The sequence below is a fragment of the Neorhizobium huautlense genome (genome assembly GCF_030811685.1).
GTDB lineage: Bacteria > Pseudomonadota > Alphaproteobacteria > Rhizobiales > Rhizobiaceae > Neorhizobium > Neorhizobium huautlense_A.
Window position 1 is genome coordinate 335487 of record NZ_JAUSRF010000004.1, and the last position, 17736, is coordinate 353222.

Sequence of the window (17736 nt, forward strand, 5' to 3'; positions counted from 1 at the left end):
CGCATCAATTGCCGAACACGGCAGGCCTTCAGGCCAGTTCAAGTTTCATATGCGTCAGCCTCGCCGCCATATCGCTGAGCCGCTGAAGCAGAAACGCGGCCTCACCGTCTGGCATGTCCAGCAAGGCTTTCGAGTTTTCATAAACCAGATGCTCCACATCCGGCCATCCCGGCCCGCCGCCGGAAAGCGCATCCCATAGGGCATCGAGATTGCGTCCGAAATCTACGCAATTCTCCGGGCCGACCACCTCCACATAACGCTCCCAGAAGGAAGCCGTGCTGTCGATACCGCGGCAATCGATGGTCAGCGTCGTGGCGGTCATTGCGATCCCGGTCCACTCAGCACATGCGCCGCGCCGGCCACCCTTAGCCGCACCCGATCACCCTCGCCCAGAACATTCCGGCTCGGCAGGCTCAGCCGCATCACGAACGGTGCCGCCGCATCGGTGGTGATCGTCACGTCATAACTCGGGCCGGAGAAATCGATCTGCGAGGCCATGCCGGTGACATCTTTGCCATCTTCGCCATATGCCAAAACTTCGATCTGCTCCGGCCGCACCATGATGTCAGCCCGGCCGGTGCGAGCGCCACCAACCACCGCCACACGCCCCAGCGCACAATCTGCAAACCCGTCGGCGATATCCGCCGGCAGCACGATGGCCTCGCCCAGAAACCGCGCCGTCGCCGCATCAACCGGCCTTGCATAGATCTCGCGCGGGCTTCCGATCTGGGAAAATTTTCCGGCGCGCATCACCGCCACCTGATCGGCAAAGGCCAGCGCCTCGTTCTGGTCGTGGGTGACGAGAATGGTGGTGATGCCGGCTGCGACCAGCACTTCTGTCACCGCCCGTCGTGTGGTGGCGCGCAAGCCGGTATCGAGCGCCGAAAACGGCTCGTCCAGCAACATCAGCCGTGGTTTTCTGGCAAGGGCGCGCGCCAAAGCCACGCGCTGCTGCTGGCCCCCGGAAAGCTGCTCGGGCTTGCGCGCCAGCATAGAACGTTCCAGCCCGACCATGTCGATCAGCTCACTGACCAGTTTTTCACGCCCGTCGAAATTTCTGTCCAGCCCGAAACCGATATTGTCGGAGACGGTCAGATGCGGGAACAGGCTACCGTCCTGCGCCACCAGACCGATGCCGCGTTTATGCGCCGGCAGCTGATTTTGCGCATCGGCCAGCACCACGCCATCCACCGTGATCGTACCGCCGTCCGGCACATCGAAACCGGCGATCATTCTGAGAAGCGTGGTCTTGCCGCAACCGGACGGCCCGACGATCGCCGTGCGACTGCCACTGGCAACCACCAGATCGACACCATCCAGCGCCGCAACGCTGCCGAACCGCCTGTGCAGACCCTTTACCTTCAAAAAACTCATCGACCTGCTATCTTTCTCGACTGGTGATGGAGAAGCCATGTCATCGGCAGCGAAAACACCACCATCAGCACCGCATAAGGCGCGGCACCCGCATAATCGATTTCACCAGACAGCGCCCAGAAGGCCATGGCGAGTGTGCGCGTACCGTTCGGCGCCAGCATCTGCGTCGCCGTCAACTCGTTCAGGATGCCGAGCGAGGTGAGTGCCATGCCGGCGGCCGCCCCCGGCGCCGCCAGCCGCACCGTGGTGGCCAGCAGCGCGCGGCCCGGCGAACGGCCTAGGCTTGCCGCCGCCTGTTCCAGCTCCACCGGCACCTGGGCGATACTGGTTCTGAGACTAACCAGCGCGCGCGGCAGGAACATGATGACATAGGCAAGCGTGATGGTCGCCACCGTCTGATAAAGCGGCAGCGCCACGCGCACCGTCACCGTCACCAGAGCCAGCGCCACGACAACGCCCGGCATCGAACTTGCCAGATAATAACAGCTCTCCACCAGCCGGCTCGAGCGACCTGCCTTGCGCACTGAAAGCCACGCCACCGGCAGCGCCGCCAGAACGGTCACCAGTCCGCCAATCACGCAGATCAGCAGCGTCTGCGAGAGTGCAAGCCCGATCTCGTCCATCCGCCAGATTTTTGCGCCGCCCGCCACCAGCCAGCGCGTCAGCGTATAGGCCGGAATGCCGAGCGCGAAGACAGCCACCAGCGCCGGCAGAAGCATCGCCGCATATCGCCAACGCCCCAGCCGCGTGATACCCGCCAGCCGCGCCACACCGGAGCCCAGCCGCGCATAACGGTTGCGCCCGCGCAAAACCGCCTCAAAACCGATCAGCGCGAAACAGCAGATCACAAGCACCAGCGCCAGCATATGCGCCGCCACGCCGTTATAGGTGGACTGGAACTGCTCGACGATGGCAGTCGTAAACGTGTCGAAGCGGATCATCGCGAAAAGCCCGTATTCGGCCAGCAGATGCAGTCCCACCAGCAGCGAACCACCGCACAGCGACAGCCGCAATTGCGGTAGCACCACCCGGCGGAAAACAGCAGCAGGAGAAAGCCCCAGCGAGGCCGCCTGATCCTCCAGCGCCGGATCGAGCAACCGGAATGCGGCCGCAACCGGCAGGTAGAGAAACGGGAAATAGGCGACAACGGAAATCGCCACGCCGGCCCCAAGACCGTGAAGGCTCGGCCACAGCCCGATCCAGGCATAGGAATGCACGAAGGCCGGCACGGCAAGCGGCGTGATGCACAGCCACGCCCAGAGCCGCCTGCCCGGCATATCGGTCCGCTCGGTCAGATAGGCCAATGCCACGGCCAGCAAGGCGCAGATCGGCACGGTGATCAGCACCAGAGCCACGGTATTGGCCAGCAGCAAGCCGACACGCGGCCGCGCGATCAGCCTGTAGGCGGTTTCCGGCCCGGTGGCGATCGTCGCCCAGATCACGAAAGCGAACGGCAAAAGCGCCAGCAGCGCCACGACGACAGCAATGCCAAAAGTCCAAGACGACACACTGATACCGCGTTTTCGCCGTATCATGGGGGCAGCAATGTGCGAGATGGATGACGTCATAGCCAACCTGAAGAACCGGGGTGGAAAGCCTCACCCTGCGTTACCCAGTGCTTGTCACAATGAACCAGCCCATGCAAGTGCCTGAACATGCAAAGGGCGGCATGGAGATGATGGAATGCGGACGGCGCGGCTTGCCGCTTCTCCCCGCGCGCGGCGAGAAGGTCCGGAGCGTTAGCGAGGGGATGAGGGGCAGCCACGAACCCCTGGAGCTTGAGATATTTGCCCCTCATCCGCCTGCCGGCACCTTCTCCCCGTCTGACGGGAGAAGGGTCTATGCCGCACCACCTCAACTCCCCACGCAATCCCCCTGCCTCACAGCCCCATCAGCCCCACCTTGTGCTCATCTGCCGCCGCCCGGCTGATGCGTTCCAGCTCTTCCGCCGCCCTGCCGCGATGGCGCTCCTTGTGGCGCAGGATGGCAAAGTTGCGGGCCGGAAGCTCTATCCCCGCGCGTACCAGCAGCCCCTGCCGCAGAAACGGCGCCGCCACCATGCCCGATACGGCCGTGGCGCAATCGCCGGAGCGCACCGCCGAGACCACGGCCTCGTTGGACGGCAGTTCCAGCACCACCGAAATGTCGTTGACGCCGATCCCCATGCCCGACAGCGCCTCCTCGAAGGCGGAGCGCGTTCCTGACCCTTTTTCGCGTAGCACCCATGACGTCACAGAGGTGATATCGTTCCGCCCGATGGCGCGACCATCGGCAAAGGGATGCACCGGGCTTGCCACCACCACCAGCCTGTCGGCGACAATCGGCAGCACCGACAGCGCCGGTTCGTCGATCAGTCCCTCGATAAACCCCACCTCACCCAGCCCGTCGCGGATAGCGTCCGCCACCATGCGCGTATTGCCGATCGTCAGCTTCAGTTCGACACCGGGATAAAGCCGTTTGAATTTCAGAAGGATCGGCGGCAGCCAGTAGCCGGCGATGGTCTGGCTGGCAAAAACGCAAATCTCGCCGCGCGCCAGCCCGCTCATTTCCGAGAGCATCAGCTCGGCGCTTTTCGCCCGCGCCAGCGTTGCCCGCGCCTCGCCCAGAAACTCGCGGCCGATGGCGGTCAGCTCGATACGCCGCCCCACTCGGTGAAACAGCTCGACACCATAAAATCCCTCGAGATTGCGGATGGCGGAACTGGCCGCGGACGGCGTCAGCCCCACGGCCTCAGCACCCCGCGTGAGGTGCTCGCGCTCGGCGACGGCAACAAAGATGGCAAGCTGCTCAAAGGTCATCGTTCGATTTTACCGCATGAAACATCCCGCATTATACGATGGAATTACAAACGGTGAAAGCGCATCCTGCCTGCAACAGATTGGATGCCTCATGGCCCTTGCCAGCCACACAGACCACAACACATCGCACACCATCACCCGCCTTTTGCCGGGCGTGCTGGTCGCGCTTGCGGTGACAGCGGCGGCCATGCTGGCGGAAACGCTCGAAGTGCATCTCCTGCACGGCCGCTGGATCGAAAGCCTCGTTCTTGCGATCCTCATCGGCATGGCGGTCCGCTCCTGTTTCGATCTGCCGGCATCGCTGGAAGCCGGCATCCAGTTCTGCGCCAAGACGGTACTGGAAGTGGCGGTGGTGTTGCTCGGCGCATCGATCAGCCTTTCGGCCATCGAGGATGCCGGCATGACGCTCGTCATTGCCATCATGGTCATTGTCGCGCTGTCGCTGATCGGCAGTTATGCCATCGGCCGGTTGGCGGGCCTGCCCCCGCGCATCGCCACGCTGGTCGCCTGTGGCAATTCCATCTGCGGCAATTCGGCGATTGCCGCCGCCGCTCCCGTCATCAAGGCCAAGCCGGACGAAATCGCCTCATCGATTGCCTTCACCGCCGTGCTGGGCGTGGCACTCGTGCTGGCGCTACCGCTCCTGCAGGTACCGATGTCGCTCGGTGCTGCCGATTACGGCGTGTTTGCCGGCCTCACCGTTTATGCCGTGCCGCAGGTTCTGGCCGCCACCGCGCCGGCCGGCCTCGTCAGCGTACAAACCGGCACACTGGTCAAGCTGATCCGCGTGTTGATGCTCGGCCCGGTCATCGCCACGCTTTCCGTCCTGCATGGCCGCAAGGATGGCGGCAAACTGTGCTGGAGAAGCATGGTGCCGTGGTTCATCATCGGTTTTGCGGCGTTGATGGCGCTGCGCTCGGCAGACATGATCCCGCAGGCGGCACTCGCTCCCATCTCGGCCGCCTCAGGCCTCCTCACCATCGTTTCGATGGCGGCGCTCGGCCTGTCGGTGGATATCCGCAGCATCCGCCAATCCGGCACACGCGTCATCGGCGCCGCCACCCTGTCTCTGGCCTTTCTCTCAGGCCTCGCACTGATTTTCCTGAAAGTTTTTGCAGCGCACTGAGAAGCGCAAAACCCGACACCTTATGTATAGACAAGTCTGCGCTCCCATGCCTACTATCACTTTATAGGCAGGCAACTGACCTGCTGAATAATGAAGCAGACAGGGGAACGACCACATGAAAAAGCTTGCCACCATCGCTGCCTTTGCGGCTGCTCTCATGGCCACCACAGCCGCGAAAGCCGAAACCGCTGTCGCTTTGGGCATTTCCGGCTGGACCGGTTTTGCACCGCTGACGCTGGCCAAGGAAGCCGGCATCTTCAAGAAGAACGGCCTCGACGTCACCATCAAGAAGATCCCGCAGGGCAGCCGCCATCTGGCGCTCGCCTCCGGTGATGTGCAATGCGCCGCCACCACGGTGGAAACCTGGATCGTCTGGAATGCGGTGGGCATCGAAACCACGCAGATGTTCCAGCTTTCCGTCTCCCACGGCGGTGACGGCATTGCCGCAAAGCCGGGCATCGAAAAGATCGCCGACCTGAAGGGCAAGACGGTTGCCGCATCCGCGCCCGGCACCTCGCCCTACTTCCTGCTCGCCTGGATCCTCAACAAGAACGGCATGAGCATGAAGGACGTCAAGGTCGTCAACCTTGAGCCGGGCCCCGCCGCACAGGCGCTGCTCGCCGGCCAGAACGATGCGGCCATGACCTACGAGCCTTATCTGTCCTCCGTGCGCGCCGAACCCACCAAGGGCAAGATCATCGCCACCACCAATGATTACCCGGCGGTCCTCGACACTTTTGGCTGCACCAATGCCTTTCTGAAGGACAATCCGGATGCCGCCAAGGCGATCGCCAAGAGCTGGTATGAAGCACTCGAGATGATCAAGGCGGACAAGGAAAAATCTTTCGAGATCATGGGCAAGGACGTCAAACAGTCCGGCACGCAGTTCGGTGAATCGGCCGCCTTCCTGACATGGCAGGAGCGCGACGCCTCGCTGAAATTTTTCGAAACCGGCTTCAAGACATTCAACGACGAGGCAGCCGAACTGCTGCTTCAGGCCGGCGTCATCAAGGCCAAGCCTGACCTGACGAAACTCGCCGACCCGGCCTTCATCAAGTAATCGACCTGTTCAAAATGGTTCGGGGCGCCGGGTGAGAAAAAACGGCGCTCCCTTTCATGTTCAGCAAGGGGCGCATCATGCAACCTCTCCAACCGATCAGTGCACGTTCGCGCGTGCTCCTCGGCATCCTGTTTTTCGTTCTGTTTTTCGCCGGTTGGGCCTATGCGACGCTCGGCGGCTTCGTGTCCCGCACCTTTCTCGCCGATCCGATCACCATGCTGCGGGATGGTTATGACCTTCTCGTCAACCAGGGTTTTGCCTATGATATCGGCATGACCATCTGGCGTGTTGTCGGCGGCTTTGTGCTCTCGGCGATCATCGCCGTGCCGCTCGGCATCCTGATGGGCGCCTACAAGCCGATCGAGGCGCTGCTCGAACCCTTCGTGTCCTTCGCGCGCTACCTGCCGGCCTCCGCCTTCGTGCCGCTCCTCATCCTCTGGGCCGGCATCGGCGAGATGCAGAAACTGCTGGTCATCTTCATCGGCGCCGTGTTCCAGATCATCCTGATGATCGCCGTTTCGGTCGCCGGTACCCGCCGCGACCTGATGGAGGCAGCCTACACGCTCGGCGCCAGCGACAGCGGTGTCGTGCGCCGCGTTCTCATCCCGTCCAGCGCGCCGGATATCGCCGAAACCCTGCGTCTCGTTCTCGGCTGGGCCTGGACATACGTCATCGTCGCCGAACTGATCGGCGCCTCGTCGGGCATCGGCTACATGATCATCAACAGCCAGGCACTGCTCGCCACCGGCCAGATCATCTTTGGCATTATCGTCATCGGCATTATCGGCCTCATCTCCGACTTCGCCTTCAAGAGCCTCAACAAAAAACTGTTTGCGTGGAGGCTGGCATGAGCGACACCGATCTGAGCGAACTCGTCGTAAAGGGCGTATCGCGCATCTTTCCGGGCGTCCATGGCGGCAAGCCGGTGACGGCGCTGCAACCGACCGATCTCGACATCGCCAAGAACGACTTTGTCACCATCCTTGGCCCATCCGGCTGCGGAAAATCCACGCTGCTGCGCATCATTGCCGGGTTGGACAAACCGACCACCGGCACCGTCACGCTGGAAGGCAAACAGATCACCGGTCCGGGTGCCGATCGCGGCATGGTGTTCCAGTCCTATACGCTGTTTCCCTGGCTCTCGATCCGCGAAAACGTCGCTTTCGGACTGCGCGAGCGTGGCATCGGGGCGAAGGAAAAGTGGGAGATCGTCGACAGCTATATCGACAAGGTGGGCCTGCGCGGTTTCGAAAACCACTGGCCAAAACAGCTCTCCGGCGGCATGCAGCAGCGCACGGCGATTGCCCGTGCGCTCGCCAACGATCCCAAAATCCTGCTGCTCGACGAGCCTTTTGGCGCGCTCGACAACCAGACACGTGGGCTGATGCAGGAATTGCTGCTCGGCATCTGGGAGCGTGAACAGAAGACCGTGATCTTCGTCACCCACGATATCGAAGAGGCCGTGTTCATGGCCAATCGCGTGGTGACGATGACGGCGCGTCCCGGCCGCATCAAGTCGATCACCCCGGTCGACCTGCCGCATCCGCGCCATTACACGGTCAAGGCCAGCCCGGAATTTTCGGCGCTGCGCCTGAAACTGACGGAGGAAATCCGCTCGGAAGCCATCGCCGCCTCGCACGAATAGGCAATGGGGCCGCCCGTATCTGCAAAGCGCGAGCGGCCTTCCTCAACCAACCTTGATCAGAAAATCCCTGCCTCGGTCATCAGATCGGTCACTTCGGAATTGTTGAGCGTCGAAGGCTCCACCTTGGGCGCATCCAGTTCGGCCAGCGGCACCAGCGCCTTGTTCGACGCCGCCCCTTTGCCCACCGCATATTCGAACGAGGTGCCCTCGCGCAAAATGCGCTGCCCGCTTTCGCCGGTCAGCCATTCTAGAAAAGCTTGCGCCTGCTCCTTGTGTTTCGACGATTTCAGAATGCCGCCGCCGGAAATCGAAACGAAGGCACCCGGATCCTGCCCCTTGAAATAATGCAGGCCGACATTGTTGCTGTTTTCACCGGTCTTCGCCTGATCACCGAAATAATAATAATGGTAGATCAACGCACCCTCGATCTCACCGGCGTTGACGGCCTTCATGGCGATCGAATTGCCCTTGTAGGCAGTGTAATTGGCCTGCATGCCTTGCAGCCAGTTTTCCGTGACATCCGCCCCCTTCAACTGCAAGAGCGCGCCGACGATCGCCTGAAAATCCGCGCCTGAAGGCGACGCGGCCCAGCGACCTTTCCATTCCGGCGTGGCGAGATCGAGCATGGATTTCGGCAGCTTGTCTTCGGTCAGCTTCGTCTTGTCATAGGCAAACACGGTGGAACGCGCCGCCACCCCGATCCAGTGACCGTTGGCGGGACGGAACTGTTCCGGCACCTGCGCCAGCGTGTCAGTGGCAACCGGCTCGAACAGGCCCTTGCCATCCACCAGCGCCATGGCCGGCGAGTTTTCAGTCAAGAACACGTCTGCGGGAGAATTTTCCCCCTCCTGCACGATCTGGTTGGCAAATTCCATGTCGGAACCGTTGCGGATGGTGACGACGATCCCGGTATCCTCCTTGAACGCCTCCGCCCACTCCTTCGTTAGCCCCTCGTGCTGCGCATTGTAGATGGTGATGCTGTCGGCCACTTGTGCCTGAACCGGCAGGGCAAAAGCGGAAACCACCAGCGCGCTGGCACCGGCGAGAAGAGCAACGGAATTTTTCAAGAAAACATCCTCCGGGACATCGCGCGACGCAAGGATCGCGGTCGGACTGTTTTAGTGAAAGGCGAGGATGGCCGTCAAGTTTTCGCTCTCTTTCCTGTCGGCACCACATACGAAAAAGGGCCCGCAAGCGGACCCTCTTCATCATTCACATCCGAGGCAAAACCTCAATCATCCATGCCGGAACCCTGCGGGCCGCGACCATCGCCGATGATCTCTCGCTTGCCGACATGGTTGGCCGGGCCAACCAGACCTTCCTGCTCCATCCGCTCCACCAGCGAGGCGGCGCGGTTATAGCCCACCGACAGGCGGCGCTGGATGTAGGAAGTCGAGCACTTCTTGTCCTTCAGCACAACCTTGACGGCCTTGTCGTAAAGGTCGTCGCCGCTGTCTTCCGAACCCATGGCGCTCTTGTCGAACACGGCTTCGTCAGTCGTTTCCTCAGCGCCCGCCTCTTCCTCATCCTCGGTCACGGTGCCGAGATATTCCGGACGGCCCTGCAGCTTCAGGTGCTTGACCACATGCTCCACCTCGGCATCCGAGACGAATGGACCGTGCACGCGAGAAATGCGTCCACCACCGGCCATGTGCAGCATGTCGCCCTGGCCGAGCAGGTTTTCGGCACCCTGCTCACCCAGAATGGTGCGGCTGTCGATCTTCGACGTCACCTGGAAGGAAATGCGCGTCGGGAAGTTCGCCTTGATCGTGCCGGTGATGACGTCAACCGAAGGACGCTGGGTCGCCATGATGACATGGATACCGGCGGCACGCGCCATCTGCGCCAGACGCTGGACAGCACCTTCGATTTCCTTGCCCGCCACCATCATCAGGTCGGCCATCTCGTCGATGATGACGACGATGTAAGGCATCGGCGCGAGGTCCATCTCCTGTTCCTCGTAGACGATCTCGCCATTGTGGCGGTCGAAACCGACCTGCACGTTGACGGTGATCACCTCGCCGGCCTCGCGGGCGGCGGCAGCGCGCTGGTTGTAGCCGTCGATATTGCGAACGGCCAGACGCGACATCTTGCGATAACGGTCTTCCATCTCGCGCACGGCCCATTTGAGCGCCAGCACTGCCTTCTTCGGGTCTGTGACGACCGGGGTCAGCAGGTGCGGGATGCCGTCATAAACCGACAGTTCCAGCATTTTTGGATCGATCATGATCAGGCGGCATTCTTCCGGACGCAGCCGGTAGAGAAGCGACAGGATCATCGTGTTGATGGCGACCGACTTGCCCGAACCGGTGGTGCCGGCCACGAGCAGATGCGGCATTTTTGCCAGTTCGGCAATAACCGGCTCGCCACCGATCGTCTTGCCGAGGCAAAGCGCGAGGCGATGCTTGGTTTCCCAATAGTCTTCGCATTCGATCAGTTCGCGGAAGAACACGGTTTCGCGCACGGCATTCGGCAGTTCGATACCGATGACATTGCGGCCGGGCACCACGGCGACACGGGCGGACAGCGCCGACATCGAACGGGCGATATCGTCGGCCAGACCGATGACGCGCGAGGATTTGACACCCGGCGCCGGTTCGAATTCATAAAGCGTAACGACCGGACCCGGGCGCACGTCGATGATCTCGCCCTTGACGCCAAAATCTTCCAGAATGCTTTCGAGAAGACCGGCACTCTGCTGAAGCGCGTCGGGCTGCATGGCCTGCCCACGCTCGCCGCGCGGTTCCTGCAACAGGCCGATCGGCGGAAACTCGTATTCGGCAAGGCTGGGGCGCACGGTCTGGGCACGCGCCGGCGTTGCGGCCGGAACGGTGATCGTAACGTTGCTCGGCGTCGGAACCGGGGCCGCGACCACTTCGAGGGGAGCCTCGACGGCAACGGTTTCTGCAACCGGCTCGGCCGGCGCAATTTCGGCAACGGGTGCGACCGGAGCAGACGCACCGAACGAAGAGCCGCCGAACGCGGAACCACCAAAGGCAGGGCTGCCAAAAATCGGCGTAGAAACGAACGGGCTGGCGACCACCGGTTCGGCGGCGACCGGGGTCGGCTGCACGAATGCCGTCGTCTGGGTCAGACCGGCAGGTGCCGCCATCGGCGTTGCCGCGATGGAAACGGTCGGTTGCAGCATGGCAGCTGCCTGCATGGCGCCAAACTGGATGCCATGAGCCTGCATAAACGGATGCGCGTTGGCGACCATCTGCATGGGCTGCGCGGCCTGCTGGTTGGCCGGTTCCGGCACAGGCGTCACCGGCACGGGTGCTGCCTGCACGGTCGGCTGCGTCGCATGCTTCACCGGACCTTCGATCGCGGCCTGCAGAAGCGGCGGCAGGGAGGGCAGTTCAACGGCAGCTTCCGCATGTTTTGCGGTTGCTACTTCGCGATAAAGCGCGACGACGGAACCAGCCGGCGCATAACGGCGCTTCGAGTTCAGTAGCGTCAGCATTTCCGGCGCCATCACCGGCTTGACCGGACGCGGCGCCTGCACGATCACCGGCAGAGGTGCCGCAGCAACCGGCTTTTCCACCGGCGTAGCGATCTGGTGGCCATTGAGCGCATCTGACATCGGCGGAATTTCCGAAATGTCGAACGGCATCACTTCCCAGAAGGCGAAATCGGAAACGGCCACGGGCGCCGCAGCAATTTCGGCCTGCACGTCGCCCACGGCAGCGATCGGCGCAGCAGCCGGAGCGACAACGGGCGCCACATCATTGGCCACAAGCGAACCGGCAGGCGTCGGCATCGTCTGCACCAGACCACGACGCATGGCGGCGGCCAGCTGCTGCAATCCGGCAATCGTATCGACCGAACCGCTCGACGAAAACTTCGGATGCGACGCAGGTGCCTGAGGGGCCACCGCGACATATCCATCGAAACCATCCGGCATCAGGATCGATGGCGCGGCGACGGTCGCAGTGGTGGCGACCATCTGCTGAACGTCTGCCTGCGCCTGAACCTGAGCCGGGACCTGCTCTACAGCAGGGATCTGCGAAACGGGACCGCTGACCGGCGTCATCGGCACGGGGGTCATGGCCGCCGCTGCGATTGGCGCCGCCGAAGCGGCCGGCACACGCCGCGGCACGATCAGCGGCGAACCCGTCTTGGGAAGAGAATTGCGGAATGCTTCGGCAGCGGCAGCGCGTGCGGCTGCCGCTTCGGCCGCCACCCGTTCGGCTTCGTTATCCACGACCGGGCCTGCCGTCACCTTGCGGGCAGCATTCTCGCTCGCGCCTTCGATCGAAAACTGCGCATAGGCATCGGGCATCACGGCGGCCGCCGGCTCGTGCGCATCCGCATGGCGCGATGACAAGGCGGCCTCGGGCGTGCGGGTAAACCGAACGTTGGGCGCCAGACGAAATGCCTGCTGCCACGCCTCGTCTTCCTTCGCCCGCGTCGCCTCAGCAGTTTCCGTTACTGCCGTAGCGGCAGCTGCCTTGCGGGCCTGCGCCGAAAGCTGAACCGGTGCCTGCATGCGTGCCAGAAGGTCCTTGCGGGCCTGGGCGGCCGCATAGGCCACTTCCTGCTCCGCCAGCGATGGCGTCTGCGCGGTGTCTACGGTCTGCGATCCGCCGTCCTCGGCGATGTTTTTTTCGTTATTCTGGGATGGATTTTTACGAGAAAACTGCATGGGCACCGAACGAAGGACAGGAGTGGCACGAAGACCTAAAGAGATAGAAAATAAAGGTTAACAACCCCTTTCAATCGCCCCTCGCCGTGCCATGTCGAGACTCCCCGAAACCACGAGAAAATTACCCTATCACCCACTCATGCATCTGATTTCATTCACTTAAAATAAATCGGAAAAATCGTCATCCGAGAACCGATCCGGTAAACGACGCCTTCAGCGCTCGGCATAGTCTGAGCGCACGATGCCATGGCGCTGCAGCTTGTCGTAAAAGGTTTTTCGCGGAATTTTCAAAGCCGCGATGGTCTGCTGCACATTGCCGCCGAACGACGTCAGCGTCTCGCGGATGATCTCCGCCTCATGGGCATCGACTCGCTCGGGCAGCGAAAGCTCCCCTCCCCTCCCCGGCTGCGCAGCACCCGAAACCGGCACCGGCTCCAGACCCAGCGTCACCCGTTCGGCAAAATGCGAAAGCTCGCGCACATTGCCCGGCCAGTGATGATCGGCGAGATAACGCGACACCGAATCCGACATTGCCGGGACATCACGCGAAAAACGCCGCGCCGCCTTTTCCGCAAAATAATGAAACAGCAAAGCGACATCCTCACGCCGCTCGCGCAAAGGCGGGATCGACAGCGACACCACGTTCAGCCGGTAATAAAGGTCCTCGCGAAAACTCGCCCGCTGACCGGGATCACCCAGATCCACCTTGGCCGCCGCCACGACACGCAGATCGACCGGACGAATATCATTGGTGCCCAGAGGGGCCACCTCACGCATTTCCAGCACACGCAACATGCGCACCTGCGTCGCCATCGGCATGCTTTCGATCTCATCGAGAAACAGCGTGCCGCCATCCGCGTGCTCGATGCGACCGACACGCCTCTTCTGCGCCCCGGTAAACGCGCCCGGCTCGTGACCGAACAGCTCGCTTTCGATGATCTGCTCCGGCAATGCGCCGCAGTTCAGCGCCACGAAATGACCATGCGCGCGCCTTCCCCATTGATGCAGCAGGCTCGCCACCACTTCCTTGCCGCTGCCGGTTTCGCCGGTCACCAACACATCGACATCCGTATCGGCAATCTGTTTCAACGTCTGGCGCAGCCGCACCATCACAGGTGTCTGCCCCAGCAATTGCGGCCCGGCCCCGCCTTCCGCTGCGGCCAGCCGCAGCCGGCGGTTTTCCATTGTCAGCCGCCGTTTTTCCGCCGCCCGGCGAATGCATTGCAACAGACGCTCGGTGGCGAATGGTTTGGCGATAAAGTCATAAACGCCATCCTGAATGGCTTTCACCGCCATCGGAATATCGCCATGCCCGGTCATCAGGATCACCGGCAATTCCGCATCCAGCTCCTTCACGTGCTCGAAAAGCTCCAGCCCATCCAGACCCGGCATGCGGATATCGGACACGATCACGCCCTCGAAATCAGAACGCAGCCGCGACAGCGCTTCCGTTGCGGAGGTAAACAGCGCCGCATCGAAACCGGCCAGTTCCAGCGTCTGCCCGGTCGCGCGCAACAGATCGGCATCATCATCGATCAGAAAGATTTTTGTTGCGTCGCTCATGGCGCCTCCTCATTCATATCCGCAGTCACCAGCGCCAGAAATACGGTGAAGCAGGTATGCCCCGGCTCGCTTTCCACCTCGATGCGCCCGCCATAATCCGAAACGATATCCTTGGAGATCACCAGCCCGAGACCCAATCCTCTTTCCTTGGACGAGTTGAAGGGCTCGAACATCGCCGCCAGAATTTTTTCCGGCACACCCGGCCCATTGTCGGAAACACGGATAGCGACACGCTCACCTGCGACTTCCGTGGTGACCGTGATATGCGCGTCGCCCTGCCCTTCCACTGCCTCCAGCGCATTGAGAATGAGGTTGATGAACACCTGCTCCAGCCGCAGCCGGCTGCCCATCACCTGCAACCCTTGCGGCGGCGGAAAGATCGTCAGCGTGTCCATCTTGCCGGCAAAGCGGCTGCGCACCAGCATCAGCGCGCCGTCGAAAACCTCCTTCAACAGAACCGGCACCGCCTCGGACCGGCCCTTGCGCGCCAGCGCCTTCAGGTCTTCGGTAATCGCACCGATCCGCTCGGTCAGCGAGGCGATCTGGTCAAGGTTTTCGACCGCGCTTTCAGGCTTTCCGCGTGCCAAAAAGATCTTGGAATTGTCGGCATAGGCGCGAATGGTCGCCACCGGCTGGTTGATCTCATGCGCCACGCCGGCCGCCACCTGCCCGAGGATCGCCAGACGGTTGGCCTGAACCAGATCCTGCTGCACCGCATGCAGCTTGCGGTCGGTCATCTCGTGGTCGGCGATCTCAGCCTCCAGCCGGTCACGCGCCAGACTGAGGTCGATCGTGCGCGCCGCCACCCGCTCCTCCAGTTCCTCGCGCGCCCGCTGCTCGCCGGCGATCGTCATCACCGTCACCTGCCGGCGCCGCAACAGGAGGCCGGCCAGCGCCACCAGACCCGCCCAGCCCATAAGCGTCGTCAGCCGCACCTCGCGCATGGCGTCGGCAAGCGGCAGCCGGATCGGCATCAGGTATTCGAACCGCCACGGCGTCGAGGCGATCGGCGCCGTGATGCGCAAGAAGTCCTGCGGTCCCGCCTCACCCGGCATCACCACCCACAGGATCGCCGCCCCATCATTCACCATGCGCTCGCGCGAAAACGGCAGCGGCAGAAGCGGCGCATCGCCGAACTGCAGGCTTTCTCTGATAGCGCCGAGATCTTCGGGATGCAGCGGCTGCGTCGTCATGAAACGCCAGGACGGCACGCTCGACACCAGCACGACATGATTGTTGTCCACCACATAGGAAGGTCGGCCGGAATTGCGCCAGTCCGTTTCCAACTGGTCGAATTCCATCTTGGCGACCACGACGCCAAGCGGCGCATCCACCGGGCCCACCCGCTGCGAGATATAAAGACCCGGCCGCTTGCTAACGCTGCCAAGCGCGAAATGTTCGGCGGAGCCGTCCTTCATCGCCCCGGAAAAATAAGCCCGAAAAGCATAATCATTGCCGACAAAGCTGGTCGGCTCGCGCCAGTTGCTCGATGCGATCGCAACACCGTCGAGCCCGATCACATAGATGACCGAGGCATTGGTCTGCACGACGAGATCTTCCAGCTTGGCATCGAGAACCTCGCGCCGCTGTGCCGCCGTTGGCGCCCCCGGGTCGATCAGGGCATCGCGTACATCGCGGTCGCCGGCCAGAAGCAGCGGCAATGCCCGCGGCCGTTCCAACGAGGCCCGCAGCAAAGCCACCTTCAGATCGGCCTCGGTGCGCCCCTGGCGTTCCAGCAGTGCCAGCGCTGAAACCCGGCCGAAATGCTCCACCAGAAAGCCCAGGGCCAGAGCCAGACACAAGGCCGCCACCGCGAAGATGGCCCATGTCCGGCGAAATTGCCGGCGCAAAATATCTTCGGTCTGAAAACGAGCTGATTTCGACATGGCGCCAATGAGCATGATTTCACACTGCCATCAACAAAAAGTGCGGATATCCGCACAATTTGCAAATGAAAAGTTAATCCGGATCAAATTGGCACCTGTCATTTCAATGACTTAATCGATTGAAACGGAAACTGGCACGAGCCTTGCTGTCTTAGCTGCATTCTATCAACTGCTGCCCCGGGTAGGAACCTTGAGCGGGGCAACTGGAGGACATCATGGATATCCACGCACCCGCTGCCACAAAGGCGGAGGCCCTGCCATTTTATCGCCACCTGTATTTCCAGGTCATCGTGGCGATCGTCGCCGGCATGCTGCTCGGCCATTTTTACCCGGATTTCGGCGCCAGCCTGAAGCCGCTGGGTGACGCCTTCATCCGTCTGGTGAAGATGATCATCGCCCCCGTCATCTTCCTGACCGTCGCAACCGGCATCGCCGGCATGTCGGACCTGAAGAAGGTCGGTCGCGTTGCCGGCAAGGCGATGCTCTACTTCCTCACCTTCTCGACCCTGGCCCTCATCGTCGGCCTCATCGTCGGCAACGTGCTGCAACCCGGCGCCGGCATGAACATCGACCCGGCCTCGCTCGACGGCAAGGCAGTCGCCACCTACGCCACCAAGGCGCATGAAACGACGATCACCGGCTTCCTGATGAACATCATCCCGGAAACCATCGTCGGCGCGTTTGCGCAGGGCGATATCCTGCAGGTCCTGTTCTTCTCGGTCCTGTTCGGTATTTCGCTCGGCATGGTCGGTGAAAAGGGCAAGCCGGTTCTAGACTTCCTGACCGCGCTCACCACCCCGATCTTCCGCCTCGTCGCCATCCTGATGAAGGCCGCCCCGATCGGCGCTTTCGGCGCCATGGCCTTCACCATCGGCAAGTATGGCATCGGTTCGGTCGCCAACCTCGCCTTCCTCATCCTGACCTTCTACATCACGGCATTCCTGTTCGTGGTCGTCGTTCTCGGCGCAGTCGCCAAGTATAACGGCTTCTCGATCTTCTCCCTGATCCGCTATATCAAGGAAGAACTCCTGCTGGTTCTCGGCACCTCTTCTTCGGAAGCGGCCCTGCCGAACCTGATGCAGAAGATGGAACGCGCCGGCTGCAAGCGCTCGGTTGTAGGCCTGGTCATCCCGACCGGTTACTCGTTCAACCTCGACGGCACCAACATCTACATGACGCTGGCGGCCTTGTTCATCGCCCAGGCAACCGGCATCGACCTGTCGCTGAGCGACCAGATCCTGCTTCTGCTCGTGGCCATGCTGTCGTCCAAGGGCGCTGCCGGCATCACCGGCGCCGGCTTCATCACGCTTGCCGCAACGCTTTCTGTCGTCCCGGCCGTTCCGGTTGCCGGCATGGCGCTGATCCTCGGCATCGACCGCTTCATGTCGGAATGCCGCGCGCTGACCAACCTCGTCGGCAATGCGGTTGCCACCATCGTCGTTGCCCGCTGGGAAGGCGAACTGGACAAGTCGATGCTCGACAAAGCGATGTCCGGCCAGCTGACCGGCGAACCGGCACCGGCCGCCCTGCAGCCCGCCGAATAATCAAGCCCCCTCAGGTCCTCCCAAGAGACCCGCATGAGAAAAGCCCGGAGCAGCAATGCTTCGGGCTTTTCCACTTTGGCTGACGGCCGTCATTG

The 17736-nt window shown here is 62.2% G+C and carries 13 protein-coding genes; 5 read left to right on the forward strand and 8 right to left on the reverse strand.

The features are described 5' to 3' along the window. Positions 1-28: 28 nt before the first annotated feature. The 4 genes from J2T09_RS08225 to J2T09_RS08240 form a co-directional block, all read right to left on the reverse strand. Positions 29-322, reverse strand: coding sequence for a barstar family protein (locus J2T09_RS08225; RefSeq protein WP_306833111.1), 294 nt, complete (start codon positions 320-322; stop codon positions 29-31). After that, complete coding sequence (locus J2T09_RS08230) at positions 319-1374, reverse strand: ABC transporter ATP-binding protein (protein ID WP_306833113.1); 1056 nt, start codon at positions 1372-1374, stop codon at positions 319-321. Before J2T09_RS08230 ends, J2T09_RS08225 begins: the two co-directional genes overlap by 4 nt. Further along, positions 1371-2909, reverse strand: a complete 1539-nt coding sequence (locus J2T09_RS08235; protein WP_306833115.1) for an ABC transporter permease — start codon at positions 2907-2909, stop codon at positions 1371-1373. Before J2T09_RS08235 ends, J2T09_RS08230 begins: the two co-directional genes overlap by 4 nt. A 345-nt stretch (positions 2910-3254) precedes the next feature. After that, positions 3255-4172, reverse strand: a complete 918-nt coding sequence (locus tag J2T09_RS08240; protein WP_306833118.1) for a LysR substrate-binding domain-containing protein — start codon at positions 4170-4172, stop codon at positions 3255-3257. 91 nt (positions 4173-4263) lie between these two features. Here J2T09_RS08240 and J2T09_RS08245 point away from each other — a divergent pair, with 91 nt between their 5' ends. From J2T09_RS08245 to J2T09_RS08260, 4 genes are all read left to right on the forward strand, one after another. Continuing rightward, on the forward strand, positions 4264-5298 hold the full coding sequence (locus tag J2T09_RS08245) for a YeiH family protein (protein ID WP_306833120.1): 1035 nt from the start codon (positions 4264-4266) through the stop codon (positions 5296-5298). 115 nt (positions 5299-5413) lie between these two features. Continuing rightward, entirely contained in the window at positions 5414-6358 is a 945-nt protein-coding gene (locus tag J2T09_RS08250; protein ID WP_306833122.1) for an ABC transporter substrate-binding protein, read from the forward strand. Positions 6359-6435: 77 nt separating this feature from the next. Further along, a complete protein-coding gene (locus J2T09_RS08255; RefSeq protein WP_306833124.1) occupies positions 6436-7209 on the forward strand; it encodes an ABC transporter permease in 774 nt (257 codons plus the stop codon). Positions 7210-7220: 11 nt separating this feature from the next. Beyond that, positions 7221-8003 (forward strand): ABC transporter ATP-binding protein, encoded by a 783-nt coding sequence (locus J2T09_RS08260; RefSeq protein ID WP_306833228.1) that lies wholly within the window; start codon positions 7221-7223, stop codon positions 8001-8003. Between the two features lie 56 nt (positions 8004-8059). Here the strand turns inward: J2T09_RS08260 and J2T09_RS08265 are convergent, their stop codons facing one another. The 4 genes from J2T09_RS08265 to J2T09_RS08280 form a co-directional block, all read right to left on the reverse strand. After that, positions 8060-9070 (reverse strand): iron ABC transporter substrate-binding protein, encoded by a 1011-nt coding sequence (locus tag J2T09_RS08265; RefSeq protein WP_306833125.1) that lies wholly within the window; start codon positions 9068-9070, stop codon positions 8060-8062. A gap of 164 nt (positions 9071-9234) precedes the next feature. After that, positions 9235-12051, reverse strand: coding sequence for a DNA translocase FtsK (locus J2T09_RS08270; RefSeq protein WP_444939722.1), 2817 nt, complete (start codon positions 12049-12051; stop codon positions 9235-9237). A gap of 810 nt (positions 12052-12861) precedes the next feature. Then, on the reverse strand, positions 12862-14211 hold the full coding sequence (locus J2T09_RS08275; protein ID WP_306833127.1) for a sigma-54-dependent transcriptional regulator: 1350 nt from the start codon (positions 14209-14211) through the stop codon (positions 12862-12864). Then, positions 14208-16097, reverse strand: a complete 1890-nt coding sequence (locus tag J2T09_RS08280) for a sensor histidine kinase (protein ID WP_306833129.1) — start codon at positions 16095-16097, stop codon at positions 14208-14210. The genes J2T09_RS08275 and J2T09_RS08280 overlap by 4 nt, the downstream gene beginning before the upstream one ends. A gap of 215 nt (positions 16098-16312) precedes the next feature. Between J2T09_RS08280 and J2T09_RS08285 the strand changes: the two genes are divergently transcribed. Continuing rightward, entirely contained in the window at positions 16313-17641 is a 1329-nt protein-coding gene (locus J2T09_RS08285) for a dicarboxylate/amino acid:cation symporter (RefSeq protein ID WP_306833131.1), read from the forward strand. The last annotated feature ends 95 nt before the right edge of the window (positions 17642-17736 follow it).

Bases quoted from the DNA above. Each gene is read 5' to 3' on its own strand.
- J2T09_RS08225 (WP_306833111.1), bottom strand. From the start codon at position 322: ATGACCGCCACGACGCTGACCATCGATTGCCGCGGTATCGACAGCACG.
- J2T09_RS08230 (WP_306833113.1), bottom strand. From the start codon at position 1,374: ATGAGTTTTTTGAAGGTAAAGGGTCTGCACAGGCGGTTCGGCAGCGTT.
- J2T09_RS08235 (WP_306833115.1), bottom strand. From the start codon at position 2,909: ATGATACGGCGAAAACGCGGTATCAGTGTGTCGTCTTGGACTTTTGGC.
- J2T09_RS08240 (WP_306833118.1), bottom strand. From the start codon at position 4,172: ATGACCTTTGAGCAGCTTGCCATCTTTGTTGCCGTCGCCGAGCGCGAG.
- J2T09_RS08245 (WP_306833120.1), top strand. From the start codon at position 4,264: ATGGCCCTTGCCAGCCACACAGACCACAACACATCGCACACCATCACC.
- J2T09_RS08250 (WP_306833122.1), top strand. From the start codon at position 5,414: ATGAAAAAGCTTGCCACCATCGCTGCCTTTGCGGCTGCTCTCATGGCC.
- J2T09_RS08255 (WP_306833124.1), top strand. From the start codon at position 6,436: ATGCAACCTCTCCAACCGATCAGTGCACGTTCGCGCGTGCTCCTCGGC.
- J2T09_RS08270 (WP_444939722.1), bottom strand. From the start codon at position 12,051: ATGACCCCCGTGCCGATGACGCCGGTCAGCGGTCCCGTTTCGCAGATC.
- J2T09_RS08275 (WP_306833127.1), bottom strand. From the start codon at position 14,211: ATGAGCGACGCAACAAAAATCTTTCTGATCGATGATGATGCCGATCTG.
- J2T09_RS08280 (WP_306833129.1), bottom strand. From the start codon at position 16,097: ATGTCGAAATCAGCTCGTTTTCAGACCGAAGATATTTTGCGCCGGCAA.
- J2T09_RS08285 (WP_306833131.1), top strand. From the start codon at position 16,313: ATGGATATCCACGCACCCGCTGCCACAAAGGCGGAGGCCCTGCCATTT.